The sequence below is a fragment of the Flavobacterium sp. UBA6195 genome (assembly GCF_002422095.1).
Lineage (GTDB): Bacteria > Bacteroidota > Bacteroidia > Flavobacteriales > Flavobacteriaceae > Flavobacterium.
Genome location: NZ_DITB01000054.1, coordinates 283 through 19,268, shown reverse-complemented (window position 1 = coordinate 19,268; position 18,986 = coordinate 283). Strand labels below are relative to the sequence as shown.

Sequence of the window (18,986 nt, the reverse complement as noted above, 5' to 3'; positions counted from 1 at the left end):
CATTTCCATATAATAAAGCAGCGCTCCCTTTTAAAATTTCTACTTTTTCTAATGATGAAACTTCTGGAATGGAACCGCCATTAAAACGGAATCCATTTTTAAACATATTGTTTGCCGACATGTCATAGCCTCTAGACCAAAACGATTCTTGTGCGCCACCACGAGCCGAACCCACATAAACACCGTTAGCGTTTTTAACTACATCGCTCAAACGAATGGATTGTTGTTGTTGGATGATTTCTGTTCCAATAACTTGGATGGCTTGAGGTAAATCTTTTTCTTTGATTCCAGCTCTGTTTACGGAAGATTTAGAGGGATTGTTTTTAGCTTCTATAATGACTTCTTTTAATTTTTTCACAGTATCATTTTCCGTAAAAAAATTGTCGCTAATGTCATTATTATGTTCTTGTGCCATTGCCTGTAGGGAAGACAATATGACTATGGTTTTAAAAATGGTTTTATACATCTTATTTAGATTTAATTAAAATAACGATGCAAATGTATGAAGTCAAAATGAATTCGCAAAGTTTATTTAGATTTATTTTAAATAAAAATTTTAAGGATTTGATTTTCAGGAATACAACTTTTAAAGACGGAAATTTTTAAACTTTCAACTAAAAGTGTAACTTTGCACTCCTAAATAAATAACAGCTATGTTAGATAGATTACAATATGTAAAACAACGTTTTGACGAAGTATCAGATTTGATTATTCAGCCTGATGTTATTGCCGATCAAAAGCGTTATGTACAATTAAATAAAGAATATAAAGACCTTAAAGCTTTAGTAGATAAACGTGAAGAGTACATTAATCTTGACGGAAATATTAAAGAAGCCAACGAAATTATTGCAGATGGTTCCGATGCCGAAATGGTAGAAATGGCTAAAATGCAATTGGATGAAGCTAAAGAGCGTTTGCCTCAATTAGAAGAGGAAATCAAATTCATGTTGATTCCAAAAGATCCAGAAGATGCGAAAAACGTTATGGTAGAAATTCGAGCAGGTACGGGTGGAGATGAAGCTTCTATCTTTGCTGGAGATTTGTACCGTATGTACACCAAATATTGTGATTCTAAAGGTTGGAGAACATCTGTAGTAGATGTAAGTGAAGGAACTTCTGGAGGTTTCAAAGAGGTAATTTTTGAAGTTACAGGAGAAGATGTATACGGAACTTTAAAATACGAAGCAGGAGTGCACCGTGTACAACGTGTTCCACAAACGGAAACGCAAGGACGTGTTCACACTTCAGCAGCAACCGTAATGGTGTTACCAGAAGCAGAGGAATTTGATGTGCAAATCGACATGAACGACGTTCGTATCGACTTTTTCTGTTCGTCTGGTCCTGGAGGTCAGTCGGTAAATACTACGAAATCGGCGGTTCGTATGACGCACATTCCAACAGGATTGGTAGCGCAATGTCAGGACGAGAAATCGCAACATAAAAACAAAGATAAAGCGTTAACGGTTTTACGTTCGCGTTTGTATGAAATGGAATTGGCCAAAAAACAAGAGAAAGATGCGAAAAAACGTAATTCTCAAGTAAGTTCGGGTGACCGTTCGGCTAAAATTCGTACTTATAACTATGCACAAGGTAGAATTACCGATCATAGAATTGGGTTAAGTATCTTCGATTTAGATGGTTTCATGAATGGAAATCTTCACAAAATGATTGAAGAATTACAATTAGTAGCCAACACCGAAAAACTAAAAGAAAGCGAAGTTTTCTAAAATATAAGCCTCATTTATTGAGGCTTTTTTTATGGTCAAAATCAAAAATATTTCGCAAATTTGCGTTCAAACAACAACACAATGACTACTGAACAACTAATTACCCAAATCCGAACTAAAAAATCATTTCTTTGTATAGGTTTGGATGTCGATTTGAATAAAATCCCAGAACATTTACTACAAACCGAAGATCCAATTTTCGAGTTCAACAAAGCCATTATCGATGCGACTCACGATTTATGTGTTTCCTACAAACCGAATACTGCTTTTTACGAAGCTTACGGAATCAAAGGCTGGCAATCGTTAGAAAAAACAATCAATTACATCAACGAGAAATACCCTGTAATTTTCACTATTGCCGATGCGAAACGTGGCGATATTGGCAATACGTCTTCCATGTATGCACGTGCTTTTTTCAACGATTTAGATTTTGATTCGGTAACTGTTGCTCCTTATATGGGAAAAGATTCGGTAGAGCCGTTTTTGGCTTTTGAGAATAAGCACACGATTATGTTGGCGTTAACTTCAAACGAAGGTGCTTTCGATTTCCAAACGCAAAATGATCCCGAAACTTCGGGAGGAAAGGAATTGTATAAAGTAGTTTTGGAAACTTCAAAATCATGGAAAAACGCGCATAATTTGATGTATGTAGTGGGTGCAACCAAAGCCGAATATTTTACTGAAATTAGAAAAATAGTTCCTGATAGTTTCTTATTAGTGCCAGGAGTTGGCGCTCAAGGCGGAAGTTTAGCTGAGGTTTGTAAGTACGGCATGAATGCTAATGTTGGCTTGTTAATCAATTCTTCTAGAGGGATTATTTACGCTTCAAACGGAGTGGATTTCGCTGAAAAGGCTAGGGAAGAAGCGTTGAAGTTGCAACAGGAAATGGAAGAAATTTTAGGGTAAATTTTGAATGTTGAACCCATGCAAGACCAATTAGGAACCCAACACACTTTCGAAAAAACACCTTTACGAATCATTTCGTTAGTGCCTTCGCAAACCGAATTGTTATACGATTTAGGTTTGGAAGATAACATTGTTGGAATTACTAAATTCTGTGTGCATCCGTTTCATTTTAAAGCTACAAAGACGATTGTTGGTGGAACGAAAACAATCAAATTCGATAAAATAAAAGCACTTCAGCCTGATATTATCATTTGCAATAAAGAGGAAAACACCAAAGAAATCGTAGAAGAATTATCCCAAATTTGTCCCGTTTGGGTGACCGATATTCTTACGATTGAAGATAATCTACAAATGATACAAGATTTCGGTCAACTCTTCAATAAACGCACGGAAGCTCGAAAATGGGTAGATAAAATCAATTTTGCATATCAAGATTTTCAAAAATTTATCAAAGATAAACCGATTAAAAAAGCGGCTTATTTTATTTGGGCCAATCCTCACATGGTAGCGGGAAATCATACGTTTATAAATGAATTACTAAAACTGAATCATTTCGAAAATATTTACGCCAACAAAGAAGGACGTTATCCCGAAATCGAGTTGAAGAAAATTCGTTTAGAAGGCGATCCTGATTATGTGTTTTTGTCTTCCGAACCATTTCCGTTCAAAGACGAACATGCGTTTGAAATTGGACGTTTTACACATCATGCCAAAACTGTTTTTGTCGATGGCGAAATGTTTTCTTGGTACGGCAGTCGCTTGTTGAAAGCCTTTGATTATTTCAAATTAGTGCATGCTAAAATTTAAAATTTGTTCAACCATGTAGTTGTTTAAAAAACAGTACATTTGACAAAAATTGAAACATTTGATTTCCTACACAATTTATAAAAACGAAACCAGTACCGAATGGGTGACTTTTGTTCATGGAGCAGGAGGAAGTTCGTCTATATGGTTCAAGCAAATTCGCGATTTTCAGAAGCATTTTAATGTATTGTTGTTGGATTTGCGCGGTCATGGAAATTCAAAAGACCAATTGAAATCGGCATTCAAGCAACAATACACATTTAAAGCCATTGCCGAAGACATTGTAGAGGTAATCGATTTTTTAAAGATTGAATCTTCCCATTTTGTTGGGATTTCTTTAGGTTCCATCGTTATTCGCCAATTAGCAGAAATGCATCCTGAACGCGTAAAAAGCATGATTTTAGGTGGTGCCATTTTAAAGATGAATTTCCGTTCACAAGTCTTAATGCGATTGGGAAATATGTTTAAATATGTCTTACCGTATTTGGTATTGTACAAGTTTTTTGCCTTTGTGATTATGCCGAAAAAGAATCACAAACAATCGCGTTTGTTGTTCATTAACGAAGCGAAGAAATTGTACCAAAAAGAATTCATCAAATGGTTCAAACTTACGGCTGAAATTAACCCAGTTTTACGTTGGTTCCGTCAAAAAGAACTGAATATCCCAACACTTTACGTCATGGGCGAAGAAGATTATATGTTTTTACCTTCCGTAAAGCAAGTAGTTGCCAATCACGTTAAAACAGCTGAACTTTTCATCATACAAAACTGTGGACATGTGGTGAATGTAGAACAACCGGTTGTTTTTAATGAAACGGTGATTGGGTATTTGAAAAGAAAGTAGGTTGATTTATACAATAGTTTCATTAGTAAAAAATCAATATAAAAACAAAAAACTCCGATTTGCATCGGAGTGATTTTTTCTAAACTAACCCTAACTAAATGAGAATTTTTCTCTTATTACTTTGCAAATATCTTACCTTTTTTTGAATTCTAATGTTAAGGTTATGTTATTCTTATGTTATTGATTATTAAATTTTTACGAAAAAGTTTTTTACTAAATATTAAATTACAAAAAGCATTCTTTTTATATTTTGATTTATGAAAAGCGTTTTGATTCGTATTTTTTCTAAATTTTGTATTAGAAAGTAATTTCTATTAGTAGTAAAATACAAATTAAAATACTATTGTTTTATTTGTAATTAATTCAAAATTTTGAATGAAATAAAATTATTAAATTCGTAAATTGCACCCTTTAAAACGAACAAAAATTACATATGGAACTACAAACTCCTTATATTCCTAAAAATAAAGTAAGAATTGTGACCGCAGCGTCACTTTTTGATGGACATGATGCAGCCATTAATATCATGCGTAGAATTATTCAAGCTACGGGTGTTGAGGTAATTCACCTTGGACATGATAGAAGTGTGGAAGAAGTAGTAAATACGGCTATCCAAGAAGATGCTAATGCGATTGCATTGACATCTTACCAAGGAGGTCATAACGAATATTTCAAATATATGTACGATTTGCTTAAGGAAAAAGGAGCAGGTCACATCAAAATATTTGGTGGAGGTGGAGGTGTAATTTTACCTTCTGAAATTTCAGAATTACACGAATACGGAATCGAAAGAATTTATTCTCCAGATGATGGTCGTGCCATGGGATTACAAGGGATGATTAACGATTTAGTGCAACGTTCTGATTATCCAATTGGTGATAAACTTACTGGAGAATTGTCGCATATTGAAGAGAAAAATCCAACGGCAATTGCAAGATTAATTTCTGCAGCTGAGAATTTTCCAGAAATTGCAAAATCGGTTTTTGATGAAATTCACCAAAAGAATGAAACATCAAAAATCCCAGTTTTAGGAATCACAGGAACGGGTGGTGCAGGAAAATCTTCGTTAGTAGACGAATTAGTGCGTCGTTTTTTAATTGATTTCCCCGAAAAAACTATCGGATTAATTTCAGTTGACCCATCAAAACGTAAAACAGGCGGTGCTTTATTAGGTGATAGAATTCGTATGAATGCGATTAATAATTCTCGTGTTTATATGCGTTCGTTAGCGACTCGTCAATCGAATTTAGCGTTATCGAAATATGTAGCAGAAGCGATTCAAGTGTTGAAAGCGGCTAAATATGATTTAATCATTTTAGAAACTTCAGGAATTGGTCAATCAGATACCGAAATTTTAGAACATTCTGATGTTTCGTTATATGTAATGACACCGGAATTTGGAGCGGCAACTCAGTTGGAAAAAATCGATATGTTGGATTTTGCGGATTTAGTAGCGTTAAATAAATTCGACAAACGTGGCGCTTTAGATGCGATTCGCGATGTAAAAAAGCAATACCAACGTAACCACAATCTTTGGGATGTGGATACGGATAAGATGCCAATTTTCGGAACGATTGCATCACAATTCAACGATCCTGGGATGAATACACTTTACAAATCTATCATGGATAAGATTGTAGCCAAAACAGGAGCGGATTTAAAATCGACTTTCGAAATTACACGTGAAATGAGTGAGAAAATCTTCGTAATTCCGCCTCACAGAACACGTTATTTGTCTGAAATTGCTGAAAACAACAGAAAATATGACGAAACTGCTTTAACACAAGTAGAAGTAGCTCAAAAGTTATACGGAATTTTCAAAACGATTGAATCAGTTAACGGAAATTTACCACAAATTGATAAAGCAGGAATTATTGAAAGTTCGTTAAAAGTAAATGATAGCAACAAAGATTTCTTAGGCTTATTATTAAAAGAATTCGACCGAGTAAAAATGAATTTAGACCCATACAATTGGGAGATTCTTTTAACTTGGGAAGAAAAAGTAAACAAATACAAAAATCCAGTCTATTCGTTTAAAGTTCGTGACAAAGAAATCAAAATTGAAACGCATACCGAATCGTTATCGCATTCTCAAATTCCAAAAGTTGCCTTACCAAAATACCAAGCTTGGGGCGATATCTTAAAATGGAATTTACAAGAAAACGTACCAGGAGAATTCCCATTCGCATCAGGATTATATCCATTCAAACGTGAAGGAGAAGATCCAACGCGTATGTTTGCAGGAGAAGGAGGTCCAGAAAGAACCAATCGTCGTTTCCATTATGTTTCTTTGGGAATGCCGGCAAAACGATTATCAACTGCTTTCGACTCAGTTACCTTATACGGAAATGACCCAGACCATAGACCCGATATTTATGGGAAAATTGGTAATGCAGGAGTTTCTATTTGTTGTTTAGATGATGCTAAAAAATTATACTCAGGTTTCGATTTGAGTCACCCAGCGACTTCAGTTTCTATGACAATTAATGGTCCAGCGCCAATGTTGTTAGGTTTCTTTATGAACGCTGCTATCGATCAAAACTGTGAGAAATACATCAAAGAACACGGTTTAGAAGCAGAGGTTGAGAAAAAGAAAAAAGAATTATACGACGATAAAGGTTTAGAGCGTCCAAGATATAACGGAGAATTACCAGAAGGAAACAATGGTTTAGGATTGTTGCTTTTAGGAGTAACGGGAGACCAAGTGTTACCAGCGGATGTATACCAAGATATCAAAGTGAAAACGTTAGCGCAAGTTCGTGGAACAGTTCAAGCCGATATCTTAAAAGAAGATCAAGCGCAAAATACTTGTATTTTCTCTACGGAGTTTGCTCTTCGTTTGATGGGGGACGTTCAAGAGTATTTCATCAAGCAAAATGTTCGTAACTTCTATTCGGTTTCGATTTCAGGTTATCACATTGCGGAAGCGGGAGCCAATCCAATCACGCAGTTAGCGTTTACGTTAGCGAATGGATTTACTTATGTAGAATATTATTTAAGTAGAGGAATGAACATCAACGACTTCGGTCCAAATTTATCATTCTTTTTCTCAAACGGAATCGACCCTGAATATGCAGTAATCGGTCGTGTGGCTCGTAAAATTTGGGCAAAAGCCATGAAAAACAAATACGGAGCCAACGAAAGAGCACAAATGTTGAAATATCACATTCAAACTTCCGGACGTTCTTTACATGCTCAAGAAATTGACTTCAATGATATTCGTACGACTTTACAAGCGTTATATGCCATTTACGATAACTGTAATTCGTTGCATACCAATGCTTATGATGAGGCGATTACCACTCCAACAGAAGAATCTGTGCGTAGAGCAATGGCAATTCAGTTGATTATCAATAAAGAATTGGGTTTAGCGAAAAACGAAAATCCAATTCAAGGTTCGTTCATTATTGAAGAATTAACTGATTTGGTAGAAGAAGCAGTTTTAGCTGAATTTGATAGAATTACCGAAAGAGGTGGAGTTTTAGGTGCAATGGAAACCATGTACCAAAGAAGTAAAATTCAAGAGGAATCGTTGTATTACGAAACTTTGAAACATACTGGAGAATTCCCAATCATTGGTGTGAATACGTTCTTAAGTTCAAAAGGTTCGCCAACAGTGATTCCAGCTGAAGTAATTCGTGCAACAGAAGAGGAGAAGCAATTCCAAATCCAAACATTAGAGAATTTACATCAAGCTAAAGCCAAAGAAGTTGAAAACCAAATCAATATAATTCAAGAAGCAGCGATTCAAAATCAGAACATTTTTGAAAAATTGATGGATGCTGCGAAGGTGTGTTCGTTAGGACAAATCACCAGTGCATTATTTGAGGTTGGTGGTCAGTATAGAAGAAATATGTAATTTGAATATCTTATAAAAAACCTTTCAGAAATGAAAGATTTTTTTATTTTTGAAGCATGAAACCAACCATTAAAATATTTCCCGAGACAAAATTTATAGGTAAAAATCTTTCATTTACTTATACTGATTATCGTGCTTTTGAGTTATGGAGTAGTTTTATGCCTAGAAGAAATGAAATTCGAAATGCGATTGGCAAAGATTTATTTAACATTCAAATCAACCCTGAAAATTTCGATTTCAACCCACAAACCGAATTTGTAAAATGGGCTGTGGTTCCTGTATCAGATTTTGATTTTCTTCCCGAAGGAATGCAGTCATTAATTGTTGAGGAAGGTTTGTATGCTGTTTTCAATCATATTGGAGATGCTTCAAAAGCAAGAGAAACTTTTGGTTATATTTTTGGATTTTGGCTGCCAAATTCCGAATATGAATTAGATAATCGTCCTCAATTTGAAATTTTAGGAGAAAAATACAAAAATAACGCTCCTGATTCTGAAGAGGAAATTTGGATTCCAATCAAAAAGAGAATTTAATATTCTCCATCCACATAAAACCATTTATTATTTTCGAATTTAAAAGTAGAATGTTCATAGTGGACTTGTGCTTTTAAATTTTCATCCAAATAATAAGCTTTGAAAGTTACTGTGGTTTCAGTTGAAGCTAAAACTTCTAGTTTTAACCATTTGTTGGCTTTACTCCAAGCTAAAATCTCTTTTTTGTTGTGGTAGCGTCTTTTAGAAATATGAGTAGTGTTTGCCAAATAATCAGCGGCACCTGATGCAAAAGCGCTGTAACGAGACCGCATTAATTTTTCTGCTGTTGGAGCATTATCAATTCCTTTAATATAAGGTTCGCAACAGTCTTGAAAAGGAATAGAATTTCCGCAATAACAATTCGGCATAAATTATTGTTTAGATTCATTGAACATTCTAGTAATCTCTTTCAATTTTTCGGCACGAGCATTCTTTTTAGCTTTTTCTTTTGCCTGTTCTTTGTGTAATTTATCGTTATGCGCTTTAATATTTTTTGGATTATTTCTTCCCATTTACAAGCTTTTTTGAAGTTTCAAAGATACGAAAATAAAGTATGATAAATTTTTGGCACAACAATTGGTTATGATTAAATAGGAAATAATTTAAAACTCAAAGATTATGAAGAAAATTACTTTATTGATAGCTTTTATCGGGATGATAACACTTCAAAGTTGTACAGTTAATGAAGTTCGAGATGATTATGATAGTGATACTATAAGTGAAGTTTTTGAATATACTAATGTTGACTTAACTTATGCAAATGGATATTCGGCTTTATTAGCATATCCACACGCCACTTATACAACTGACATGGTTTTGGTTTATCGTTTAGTGGATTATGGTGCTGATGGAGATGTTTGGAAATTATTACCAGAAACCTATTATTTTGATGACGGTACTCTGGATTTTGGATATAGAAATGATTTTACTCGATATGATGCACAAGTAAGTTTATTTGGATATGATTTACCAGGATTACCCAATGGGAATAGATTAGATCAAGTGTTCAGAGTAGTAGTCATTCCGGCTTACGAGAATAACAAATCATCTTCTGGTAAATTTGACTTTGAAGATTATAATTCAGTAAAAGAACATTTTAATTTAGATTCTGCTAAAGTAACTAAGATTGAAATGTAAATAAAACATAAGAGCTATCCAATCCGATAGCTCTTTTTTATGCCAATATTTTATCCAATTTTAAATAACCAATGTGCTTTTCATCTTCTGAAATTACATTGGTTTTTGTTATTTTCAAACGATACTTCGATTTGAATTTATCCAAAAGAATATCTTCAATATTGTGAATATCATCAACATCAACTCCATATTTATCATCAATATGTGATTCGGCTCCTTTGAAACCATAATGTTTATAGAAAGTAGTTTGTTTGGCTTTCTTAATGGCTTCGGCTTTTGTTTTAGCAACTGCTAATACTTTATAATGATATTCTTCAAATTCTCCTTCTTTATATCCGCCTAAGTTTAAAAAAAATAATTGCTCTTCTTGTTCTAATTTTTCCTTATTTGAAACTATTTCAATAGCAAATCCATCAACAGAAGTTACTTTTTGCCAAGCATCGATATGGATTCTTCCTTTAGCTTCAGGCCAAAAATCTTTCATGTATGGAATTAATTCTTTCAAACCATTTCCAATACCAAAAAAGATATCGTGTTGTTCGGTAAAACGACCTTTTGGGGTGCAACCTAGCATTATCATGTATAAATTAGATGTTTTCATAATGTAAAAGTACTAAAAAAATTTTTTACCCCTAAAAAATAGGGGTGTATTTATAAAAAAATATAAAAAAATTATATATTTGCATAACTTTTCAAGGGTATAACTTTAAACACACACAACTTATGTCAACATTTCGTTTTCAAGCTTTAAGAAAGGCAACCGACAGAAAACCAGTTCACGTAGAGGAATTGGACAGAAAATCAGCTATTTTTGGTAGTAATGTTTTTGGAGATAAAGCAATGCGACAGTTTTTAACCCCAGAGGCTTACAAAGCCGTTAAAGCTGCTGCTGAAGGAGTAAAAATCGACCGAAAAATTGCCGATTATATTGCATTGGGAATGAAAGAGTGGGCATTATCTAAAGGAGTAACTCATTACACGCACTGGTTCCAACCTTTAACCGGAACCACTGCGGAAAAGCACGATGCTTTCTTTGAAACATTTCCTGATGGAAGTGATCCAGTAGAAAAATTCGGTGGAAGTCAATTGGTACAACAAGAACCGGATGCGTCTTCTTTTCCAAATGGAGGAATTCGTAATACGTTTGAAGCAAGAGGATATACCGCTTGGGATCCAACATCTCCAGCATTTATTTTCGGAACTACTTTATGTATTCCAACGGTTTTCGTATCGTATACTGGAGAAGCATTAGATAACAAAACCCCTTTATTAAGAGCGTTACAAGCAGTAGATTTGGCAGCTATTGAGGTTGCAAAATACTTCGATAAAAACGTAAAAAGAGTAACACCAACTTTAGGTTGGGAACAAGAATATTTCTTGGTGGATAGTGCTTTAGCTGCGTCAAGACCTGATTTGTTAGCAACAGGAAGAACTTTGTTAGGTCACACTGCTGCAAAAGGACAACAATTAGACGACCATTATTTTGGTTCGATTCCTACCAGAGTTTTAACGTATATGCGTGATTTAGAAAACGAATGTATGTTGTTGGGAATTCCAGTTAAAACTCGTCATAATGAGGTTGCACCAAATCAATTTGAGTTAGCACCAATCTTTGAAGAAACGAATTTAGCGGTTGACCACAACTCATTATTAATGGATGTAATGCAAAAAGTGGCTGAACGTCACGATTTTAAGGTATTATTCCACGAAAAGCCATTCAAAGGAGTTAATGGTTCTGGTAAACATAATAACTGGTCATTAGCAACAGATACTGGAATTAACTTATTATCTCCAGGAAAAACGCCAATGAGTAACTTACAATTCTTGACTTTTTTTATAAATACGATTAAAGCGGTTCATGATTATGAAGAATTGTTAAGAGCTTCGATTGCATCAGCAAGCAACGACCACCGTTTAGGAGCTAACGAGGCGCCACCAGCAATTATTTCGGTTTTCATCGGACAACAATTAACTAAAGTGTTGGCTGAGTTAGAAGGTGTTTCTCAAGGGAAATTATCACCAGAAGAAAAGACGGATTTAAAATTAAACGTAGTTGGTAAATTACCAGACGTTTTATTAGACAATACCGATAGAAACAGAACTTCTCCATTTGCTTTTACAGGAAATAAATTTGAGTTCAGAGCAGTTGGTTCTTCTGCAAACTGTGCCGTTTCAATGACGACTTTAAATACAATTGTGGCAAAACAATTAAAAGATTTCAAAATTGAAGTGGATGCTTTAATTGAGAAAAAAGATTTAAAGAAAGACGAAGCGATTTTTAATGTTTTAAGAGAATATATCAAGCAAACGAAAACTATCCTTTTTGAAGGCGATGGTTATAGCGAAGCTTGGGAAAAAGAAGCTAAAAAACGTGGATTAAGCAATCATAAAACAACTCCAAAAGCATTAAAAGCAAAAGTTTCTAAAAAAGCAATTGAGTTGTTTGGAGAAATGGGCGTAATGAATCATGTAGAGGTAGAATCACGTTACGAAATTGAATTAGAAGAATACGTGAAAAAAATCCAAATCGAAGGTCGAGTTTTAGGTGATATCGCTCGTAATCATGTAGTTCCAACGGCTATTCGTTACCAAAATGTGTTAATTGAAAACGTAAAAGGATTAAAAGAAATCTTTGGAAAAGACTTTGAGAAAATTGCAAAAGAGCAAATTTCATTAATCAAAGAAATTTCAGAACACATCGAAGGGATTAATACGAAAGTAGAAAAAATGACAGAAGAACGTAAAAAAGCAAACGCCTTAACTAGCACAGAAAAAATGGCCGACGCTTATTGCGATAAAGTAAAACCATACTTCGAAGAAATTCGTTACCACGCTGACAAATTAGAATTGTTAGTAGACGACGAACTTTGGACACTAACAAAATACAGAGAATTGTTATTTACGAAGTAATTAAAATAGAAATCCCAATCGAAAGATTGGGATTTTTTTATTGTTTCTCAATTCTTAACAACCATCATTCTTACTCAAATCGCGTTCAAAAAGCACCGTATTATTGTGTTCAATATAATTGCTTGATAAAATCAAATAAGGATGATTATTGGAAAAACCAGCGCTTCGGCTTTTGATAATTATTTTGTCGTTAACTTTTAGGCTATTCAATTTCTGAAAATCCTCAGGTATAAATTGCATCATGTAATCTTCGTCATTAATTTTCACAACTAACCATTTTGGACTAGACGGATTTGTAGTTGGAAGTTGAAAAGTTACCGATGTAACCACAGCTTCCATTTCAGCATACGCTTCTATTTCTTTTTTTATTTTGTCATAACTACCTTGTACTTTTTTACCTTCTGGCGAGTTTTTCCAATCATTAAATTTTATACCATCTGGTGAAGCTTCCCATTTTTTTCTTTTCTCTAAATTGTATAACGGTTTTGAAGAAATTTTAGTGTCGATTTCAATTTCACTATTAGCATCTGAGCTATTGGCAAAAGTTGAAAAGCTAAATACAAATCCACTTATCACAACCAATGAAAAGATTAGAACATAAATTGTTTTTTTCATAATTTTCACTTTTTAAATTGATTACACGAATTTACATTCATAATTTTTTGTTAGAACGATTGGGATTGTAAATAAAAATGTAAACTTTGTAAATAATTAATTGACACTATGAATAGTAGACAAAAACTCCTTTTTGGGAAAATTAAATATATAATTGCATTGCTATTACTGGTGTTAATTTCATTGGTTTTCTTTGTTAATAATGCTAACGATTTTGATCTTTCCAGAAGAGAAGTTTTATTGCGTAGAATTGGACATGAAGTACTTTTGCAATCGAGAGATAGTACATCGAGAGTGCCTCCAATAAAAAAGATAGCTGAAAATGAATACCAAATTAGTTTTGAGAAAGAATTTTCATTTGTAACCGATTCGTTAGTAAATACTACCCAACGTTTATTAGCTAAAGATTATTATGTAACTGATTATGTTGTAAATGTAATTAATTGTGATAATTCGAGTGTTGCTTATGGATATGCTATTTCCAAAAACAAGAAAGAAGATATTTTAGCTTGTGTGGGAAGAAAACAACCTATTGCTTGTTATAAGATAAATATCAAATTTAAACCAAGTGATGTAGTTACAACAAATTATAAATATTATTTAGTAGGATTAGCGTTTTTACTATTTATTGGATTTGTTTTTTGGAAATTAAAACCTAAGAAACAATTGCCTAAAATTGATAATAAGTTGTTTACTTTTGGTTCAGTGGTGTTTGATGTACAAAAGCGTCAACTAGAAATTAATAGCGAAACAATAGATCTAACAGCAACCGAAACACGTTTATTGCTCATTTTTGCCTCATCGCCAAACGAAACAATAGAAAGAAGTCGACTCCAAAAAGAAATTTGGGAAGACGAAGGCGTTATTGTAGGACGCAGTTTAGACATGTTCATCTCAAAACTCAGAAAAAAACTAGAACTTGATCCTAATATTAATATTGTAGTGGTTCGCGGAAAAGGGTATAAGCTTGAGATTAGAGAATAAAAATATTGCGTTTTTAGAAAAAGAAATCCCAATCGAAAGATTGGGATTTTTTGTTGTACTAACTAGGATAATTTACCCCTAAATTATCAAATTTTAGTACTTTGTTTTTTGCAATCAATTTTTCATCGTTGCAAAGATTGTTAGTGACATACTTTAACCCCTTAAATTACCACTAACATTTCAAAACTTAAGTAAGGAATGCAGTTTTGAAAGCATTTAAATTTAGATAGGTCAAAATTAAGAGGTTTTATTGGAATGCTTGCTGTAGTTTTTCTGCATATTTTTACTAAAATGCATTTTTTTTTCAGCTTTTCAGAAAAAAAAGTCTAGCAAAAGCTAGACGTTAAAAATTTAAAAGTAATATTATTAAATTTTACTAATTGCGGTTTCATATTTAGCATTTACTACATTCCAATCAATTACGTTGAAAATAGAGGTTAAATATTCATTACGTTTGTTTTGATAGTGTAAGTAGTAAGCGTGTTCCCAAACATCAATGGCTAAAATAGGAGTACCTCTAACTTCAGCGTTTGGCATTAGTGGATTATCTTGATTAGCGGTGCTAGTCACGGCTAATTTCCCATCACGAGTAACTACTAGCCATGCCCATCCACTTCCAAATTGTCCTGATGCAGCATCGGTAAGTTGTTTTTGTAAATTGTCAAACGAACCCATTTCGGCAGTAATAGCTTCTGCTAAAGCGCCTTTTGGAGTGCCACCACCTTTTGGATTTAATATTTCGAAAAACAAATTGTGGTTGTAGTAGCCACCAGCATTATTTCGGATTTCTTTATTGTTTACGTCTAAGTTTTTTAGAATATCTTCAACGGTTTTTAGTTCTAAATCGGTTCCAATTACGGCTTTGTTTAGTTTGTTTGCGTAACCTAAATGATGTTTTGAATAGTGGATTTCCATAGTACGACCATCAATATGAGGTTCTAATTCATCATAAGTATATTTTAATCCTCGCATTTGGAAAATACCGCCTTCAGTAACTTTAACATCTGCAGGGTTTCCTAGAGCCGAAATTTTAGTTTCTACTTCAGGATCTGGAATTTTTACTTCAACGAGATCGTTTTCTTTTTTACAACTTGTTATCATTAGCGATACACAAGCTATCCACAACAAAGACTTTTTCATGATAGTAGTTATTTATAGATTTCGTTCTTTTAATAATTCGTTTATAATTCGAATATATTCGCTTTTAGCTTCCGTAACAGTTAAATGTTTTACTTGCATCCAAGCGTTAAGTTTGAAAGCATTTATGATATCTTGTGGGTTTTGAAATAATAGTGAGTTGGTCGTTTCGGAAGTAGCTTGTTTGTACAAACCATACAATATCAATTGCACATCGTGAGGCACTGATTCTTGTGGAATCAATTGCGCATTAGCAAATGCTTCATCAAATAATGTATTTAAATCCTTTTCGCTCATTATCTATGCCTTTTTACTAATAATAGTTTTATTTCCGATAGCTTTATCACCTAATTTTACGTTAATTTCTGTTCCTAATGGTAAATAAATATCTACTCTTGAACCAAATTTAATGAATCCAGCATCTTTGCCTTGAACAACTCGCATGCCTTCTTGAGCATAATTTACAATTCGTCTTGCTAAAGCACCTGCAATTTGACGATATAATATTTCGCCATATATTCTGTTATTAATAACAACAGTAGTTCTTTCATTTTCTTCACTTGCTTTTGGATGCCAAGCTACTAAGTATTTTCCAGGGTGATATTTGCTGTATTTTACAATTCCGTTTACGCAATAACGCGTAACGTGAACGTTGATAGGCGACATGAAGATAGAAACCATCAAACGTTTATCTTTGAAATATTCAGGTTCAAAAACTTCTTCAATTACCACCACTTTTCCATCAACAGGAGCTAAAATATGATTGTCACTATTGTCTGCAACACGAGTTGGGTTTCTGAAAAACTGTAAAACCAAAATTAAAATTACCAAAGCAAACAAATATAAAGCAGTTCGTAACCAATTTATTGAAACAAATGCATCAGTTAAGAAAATAATCCCAACAACTAATAGTAGGGTAATTAGAATGATTTTAGCGCCTTCTTTATGAAACATAGTATAAAATTAAATAAAATAAATTAATAAAAGGAATTACAAATATAATACTATCTAGTCGATCTAGTATACCTCCGTGACCAGGCATTATATTTCCGGTGTCTTTTATGCCAGCAACTCGTTTTAATTTTGATTCGATTAAATCACCTAATGTGCTGAAAATACTAACAATTGCAGCAATAACAATCCAAATGTAAAGTGCGGATGCCATCATGTAATAATTAGCTAGCAAAGCTCCAACGATTACAGTAAATACTAATCCACCTACAAAACCTTCAATTGTTTTTTTAGGAGAAACACTTGGGAAAAGTTTGTTTTTACCTATGTTTTTTCCAACTAAGTATGCGAATGTGTCGTTTGTCCAAATTAAAACGATGATAGAAATTAAAATTTTAGGATTGTAGCCTTTAATTCCCATTGCAACATAATTTGCTAATATAAAAGGAAGAATTACATAGCCAAACAAAAGAAAATATCTCGTGTAAATTTTAAAATTAGACTTGTTCGCATTGAATAAATAAAGTAATAATTTGATAGAAGTTACAATAGAAATAGCAGTTAAAGCAGTATTTAAATAGATATCTGAATTTTTATTCCAAAAGATGAAGTAGGAACTAGCTGCAATGGGAATACTTAAGTAAAAGTTTAATCCACACATTTTACAAAATTCGTAAACTCCAATCACTAAAAAGGCACCAAAAAGAATTGCTAAACCCTCTCTAGAATAAGAAATGCAGCCTAAAAGTAATACAACATAAACGGCTCCAGATAATGCTCTTTTTAGCGTTTCGTTCATTATTATAAATCTTCTAAAAGAAGTAAGTAAAGATTTTTGTGACAACTACCATAGTGTAAAAAATCTTGTTCTTTTACTTCTTCAAAGTATTTTATGGTTGTAATATTTGAGGGATAATTTTTTTCGTGTGTACTTTTTATTCTTCTCAAACCATCACTTTTACTATTCACAATTTGGCTAGTGGTAGCAAAAACAATCATGTTTGTAGGCAGTTCATTCGGTTTGAAATGCTTTAATTGATAGGATGAGAATAAAATTGAACCTTCATCAGCAATTAAATTTTCACATGAAGAAAGAAAAAATAAGGGATTAGTAGAATCGTTGTATGTTAATTTATTGTCGTCAAGTAAGTAAAGTAATCGATTGTCAAAACATTGAGCATTACACTCAAACCAATCATTCTCTGCTAATATGTTTTCAAAATTCTCGGCAATTTCATTTAAATTTTCACAATAAATAAATTTACCTCCATTTCCTTTGAAATTGAAAGTAAATTGTTCATCGATTGGTAAAGAAGAATCAGGAGTGTAAGGACTCTTGATTTCTTGTTTTTTGTCATTGCCTTCCTCTTCCGATGGTGTGCCAAAAAATTTTCTAAAAAGACTCATGTATCTTTAGCAGGTTTAAACTGTGAAAATCAAAGATAAAAAAAATCTTAGTTCTAAACCTAAAGAACTAAGATTTTTATTAATATTATTTTGTTGATAAGTTACTTATTCTGAAACAGTATTATCTATTGAAATTTCAGGAGTTATATTGGATTCTTTATCAAAAGGTCTTTTTCCGAATATATTTTCTAAATCATCTTTAAAAATTACCTCTTTTTCAATAAGAATATCAGCTAATTGGACTAATTTTTCTTTATTGGTTTCTAAAAGATGAATCGCTCTGTTATACTGTTCTTCAATCAATTTCGAAATTTCAGTATCGATAACTTTTGCTGTTTCTTCAGAATATGGTTTCGAAAAATTATAGTCAGATTGTCCTGTTGAATCGTAATAGGTGATGTTTCCAAGCTTATCATTCAATCCATAAATCGTTACCATTGCTCTTGCTTGACGTGTAACTTTCTCTAAATCGCTTAAAGCTCCGGTTGAAATTTTATTAAAAATTACTTTCTCAGCAGCACGGCCACCCATAGTAGCACACATTTCGTCTAACATTTGTTCTGGGCGTACAATCAGTCTTTCTTCAGGTAAATACCAAGCAGCACCTAAACTTTGTCCACGAGGAACAATTGTTACTTTTACTAATGGTGCAGCGTGTTCTAACATCCAACTTACAGTTGCGTGACCTGCTTCGTGAATTGCGATAGCGCGTTTTTCATCAGGAGTTACTATTTTGTTTTTCTTTTCTAAACCTCCTACAATTCTATCTACAGCATCTAAGAAGTCTTGTTTGTCTACCGCTTTTTTGTCTTTACGAGCTGCAATTAATGCTGCTTCGTTACAAACATTCGCAATATCAGCACCTGAGAATCCTGGAGTTTGTTTTGCTAAAAATTCGGTATCTAATTCCTCTGATTTTTTCAAAGGTTTTAAATGTACTTCAAAAATTTCTTTACGTTCTCTAATGTCTGGTAAATCCACGTAGATTTGTCTGTCAAAACGACCGGCACGTAATAATGCTTTGTCTAAAACATCGGCACGGTTGGTGGCAGCTAAAACAATTACGTTTGAATTGGTTCCAAAACCATCCATTTCTGTTAATAACTGATTTAAAGTGTTTTCTCTTTCATCATTAGCGCCTGTCATGTTGTTTTTTCCACGTGCTCTACCTA

20 protein-coding genes are annotated in these 18,986 nt (G+C 33.4%); 9 read left to right on the top strand and 11 right to left on the bottom strand.

Annotated elements, in window-relative coordinates:
- Window positions 1-466, bottom strand: a 466-nt coding sequence (locus B4I81_RS04360) for a Plug domain-containing protein (RefSeq protein WP_291108099.1), incomplete at its 3' end; no start/stop codon positions are given.
- 187 nt (window positions 467-653) lie between these two features.
- On the opposite strand from B4I81_RS04360, the gene prfA reads away from it, so the two are divergent.
- From prfA to B4I81_RS04330, 6 genes are all read left to right on the top strand, one after another.
- A complete protein-coding gene (gene prfA / locus B4I81_RS04355; RefSeq protein WP_291108096.1) occupies window positions 654-1,727 on the top strand; it encodes a peptide chain release factor 1 in 1,074 nt (357 codons plus the stop codon).
- 81 nt (window positions 1,728-1,808) lie between these two features.
- The gene (gene pyrF / locus B4I81_RS04350; protein WP_291108093.1) at window positions 1,809-2,633 is read left to right on the top strand and encodes an orotidine-5'-phosphate decarboxylase; all 825 of its coding nucleotides are present in this window, start codon (window positions 1,809-1,811) and stop codon (window positions 2,631-2,633) included.
- Between the two features lie 18 nt (window positions 2,634-2,651).
- The gene (locus B4I81_RS04345; RefSeq protein WP_291108090.1) at window positions 2,652-3,440 is read left to right on the top strand and encodes an ABC transporter substrate-binding protein; all 789 of its coding nucleotides are present in this window, start codon (window positions 2,652-2,654) and stop codon (window positions 3,438-3,440) included.
- 58 nt (window positions 3,441-3,498) lie between these two features.
- Window positions 3,499-4,281 (top strand): alpha/beta fold hydrolase, encoded by a 783-nt coding sequence (locus tag B4I81_RS04340; protein WP_291108087.1) that lies wholly within the window; start codon window positions 3,499-3,501, stop codon window positions 4,279-4,281.
- Between the two features lie 433 nt (window positions 4,282-4,714).
- Window positions 4,715-8,140: a methylmalonyl-CoA mutase family protein gene (locus B4I81_RS04335; RefSeq protein ID WP_291108084.1), complete on the top strand. Its 3,426-nt coding sequence runs from the start codon at window positions 4,715-4,717 to the stop codon at window positions 8,138-8,140.
- Between the two features lie 56 nt (window positions 8,141-8,196).
- On the top strand, window positions 8,197-8,673 hold the full coding sequence (locus tag B4I81_RS04330; RefSeq protein WP_291108082.1) for a GyrI-like domain-containing protein: 477 nt from the start codon (window positions 8,197-8,199) through the stop codon (window positions 8,671-8,673).
- Here the strand turns inward: B4I81_RS04330 and B4I81_RS04325 are convergent.
- A complete protein-coding gene (locus B4I81_RS04325) occupies window positions 8,670-9,041 on the bottom strand; it encodes a YchJ family protein (RefSeq protein ID WP_291108079.1) in 372 nt (123 codons plus the stop codon). The genes B4I81_RS04330 and B4I81_RS04325 overlap by 4 nt on opposite strands.
- 3 nt (window positions 9,042-9,044) lie before the next feature.
- Window positions 9,045-9,185, bottom strand: coding sequence for a hypothetical protein (locus B4I81_RS04320; RefSeq protein ID WP_291108076.1), 141 nt, complete (start codon window positions 9,183-9,185; stop codon window positions 9,045-9,047).
- Between the two features lie 106 nt (window positions 9,186-9,291).
- Here B4I81_RS04320 and B4I81_RS04315 point away from each other — a divergent pair, with 106 nt between their 5' ends.
- Window positions 9,292-9,810, top strand: coding sequence for a hypothetical protein (locus B4I81_RS04315; RefSeq protein ID WP_291108073.1), 519 nt, complete (start codon window positions 9,292-9,294; stop codon window positions 9,808-9,810).
- 37 nt (window positions 9,811-9,847) lie between these two features.
- On the opposite strand, the gene B4I81_RS04310 is transcribed toward B4I81_RS04315, so the two are convergent.
- On the bottom strand, window positions 9,848-10,411 hold the full coding sequence (locus B4I81_RS04310; RefSeq protein ID WP_291108071.1) for a DUF1543 domain-containing protein: 564 nt from the start codon (window positions 10,409-10,411) through the stop codon (window positions 9,848-9,850).
- A gap of 122 nt (window positions 10,412-10,533) precedes the next feature.
- Here B4I81_RS04310 and B4I81_RS04305 point away from each other — a divergent pair, with 122 nt between their 5' ends.
- The gene (locus B4I81_RS04305; RefSeq protein ID WP_291108068.1) at window positions 10,534-12,720 is read left to right on the top strand and encodes a glutamine synthetase III; all 2,187 of its coding nucleotides are present in this window, start codon (window positions 10,534-10,536) and stop codon (window positions 12,718-12,720) included.
- A 54-nt stretch (window positions 12,721-12,774) separates the two neighbouring features.
- Here the strand turns inward: B4I81_RS04305 and B4I81_RS04300 are convergent, their stop codons facing one another.
- Window positions 12,775-13,335 (bottom strand): hypothetical protein, encoded by a 561-nt coding sequence (locus tag B4I81_RS04300; RefSeq protein WP_291108065.1) that lies wholly within the window; start codon window positions 13,333-13,335, stop codon window positions 12,775-12,777.
- A 108-nt stretch (window positions 13,336-13,443) separates the two neighbouring features.
- Here B4I81_RS04300 and B4I81_RS04295 point away from each other — a divergent pair, with 108 nt between their 5' ends.
- The gene (locus B4I81_RS04295) at window positions 13,444-14,319 is read left to right on the top strand and encodes a winged helix-turn-helix domain-containing protein (RefSeq protein WP_291108063.1); all 876 of its coding nucleotides are present in this window, start codon (window positions 13,444-13,446) and stop codon (window positions 14,317-14,319) included.
- 366 nt (window positions 14,320-14,685) lie between these two features.
- Here B4I81_RS04295 and B4I81_RS04290 read toward each other — a convergent pair whose 3' ends face one another.
- The 6 genes from B4I81_RS04290 to B4I81_RS04265 form a co-directional block, all read right to left on the bottom strand.
- Window positions 14,686-15,459 carry a superoxide dismutase gene (locus B4I81_RS04290; RefSeq protein WP_291108060.1) on the bottom strand — a complete coding sequence of 258 codons (774 nt, stop codon included), beginning with the start codon at window positions 15,457-15,459 and terminating at the stop codon, window positions 14,686-14,688.
- A gap of 12 nt (window positions 15,460-15,471) precedes the next feature.
- Window positions 15,472-15,753, bottom strand: coding sequence for an acyl-CoA-binding protein (locus B4I81_RS04285; protein ID WP_291108057.1), 282 nt, complete (start codon window positions 15,751-15,753; stop codon window positions 15,472-15,474).
- Window positions 15,754-15,756: 3 nt separating this feature from the next.
- On the bottom strand, window positions 15,757-16,410 hold the full coding sequence (locus tag B4I81_RS04280; protein WP_291108054.1) for a phosphatidylserine decarboxylase family protein: 654 nt from the start codon (window positions 16,408-16,410) through the stop codon (window positions 15,757-15,759).
- Window positions 16,400-17,206 carry a phosphatidate cytidylyltransferase gene (locus B4I81_RS04275; protein ID WP_291108050.1) on the bottom strand — a complete coding sequence of 269 codons (807 nt, stop codon included), beginning with the start codon at window positions 17,204-17,206 and terminating at the stop codon, window positions 16,400-16,402. Before B4I81_RS04275 ends, B4I81_RS04280 begins: the two co-directional genes overlap by 11 nt.
- A 2-nt stretch (window positions 17,207-17,208) precedes the next feature.
- On the bottom strand, window positions 17,209-17,814 hold the full coding sequence (locus B4I81_RS04270) for an LUD domain-containing protein (RefSeq protein WP_291108046.1): 606 nt from the start codon (window positions 17,812-17,814) through the stop codon (window positions 17,209-17,211).
- 105 nt (window positions 17,815-17,919) lie between these two features.
- A partial coding sequence (locus tag B4I81_RS04265) for an ATP-dependent metallopeptidase FtsH/Yme1/Tma family protein (protein ID WP_291108043.1) occupies window positions 17,920-18,986 on the bottom strand: 1,067 nt, incomplete at its 5' end.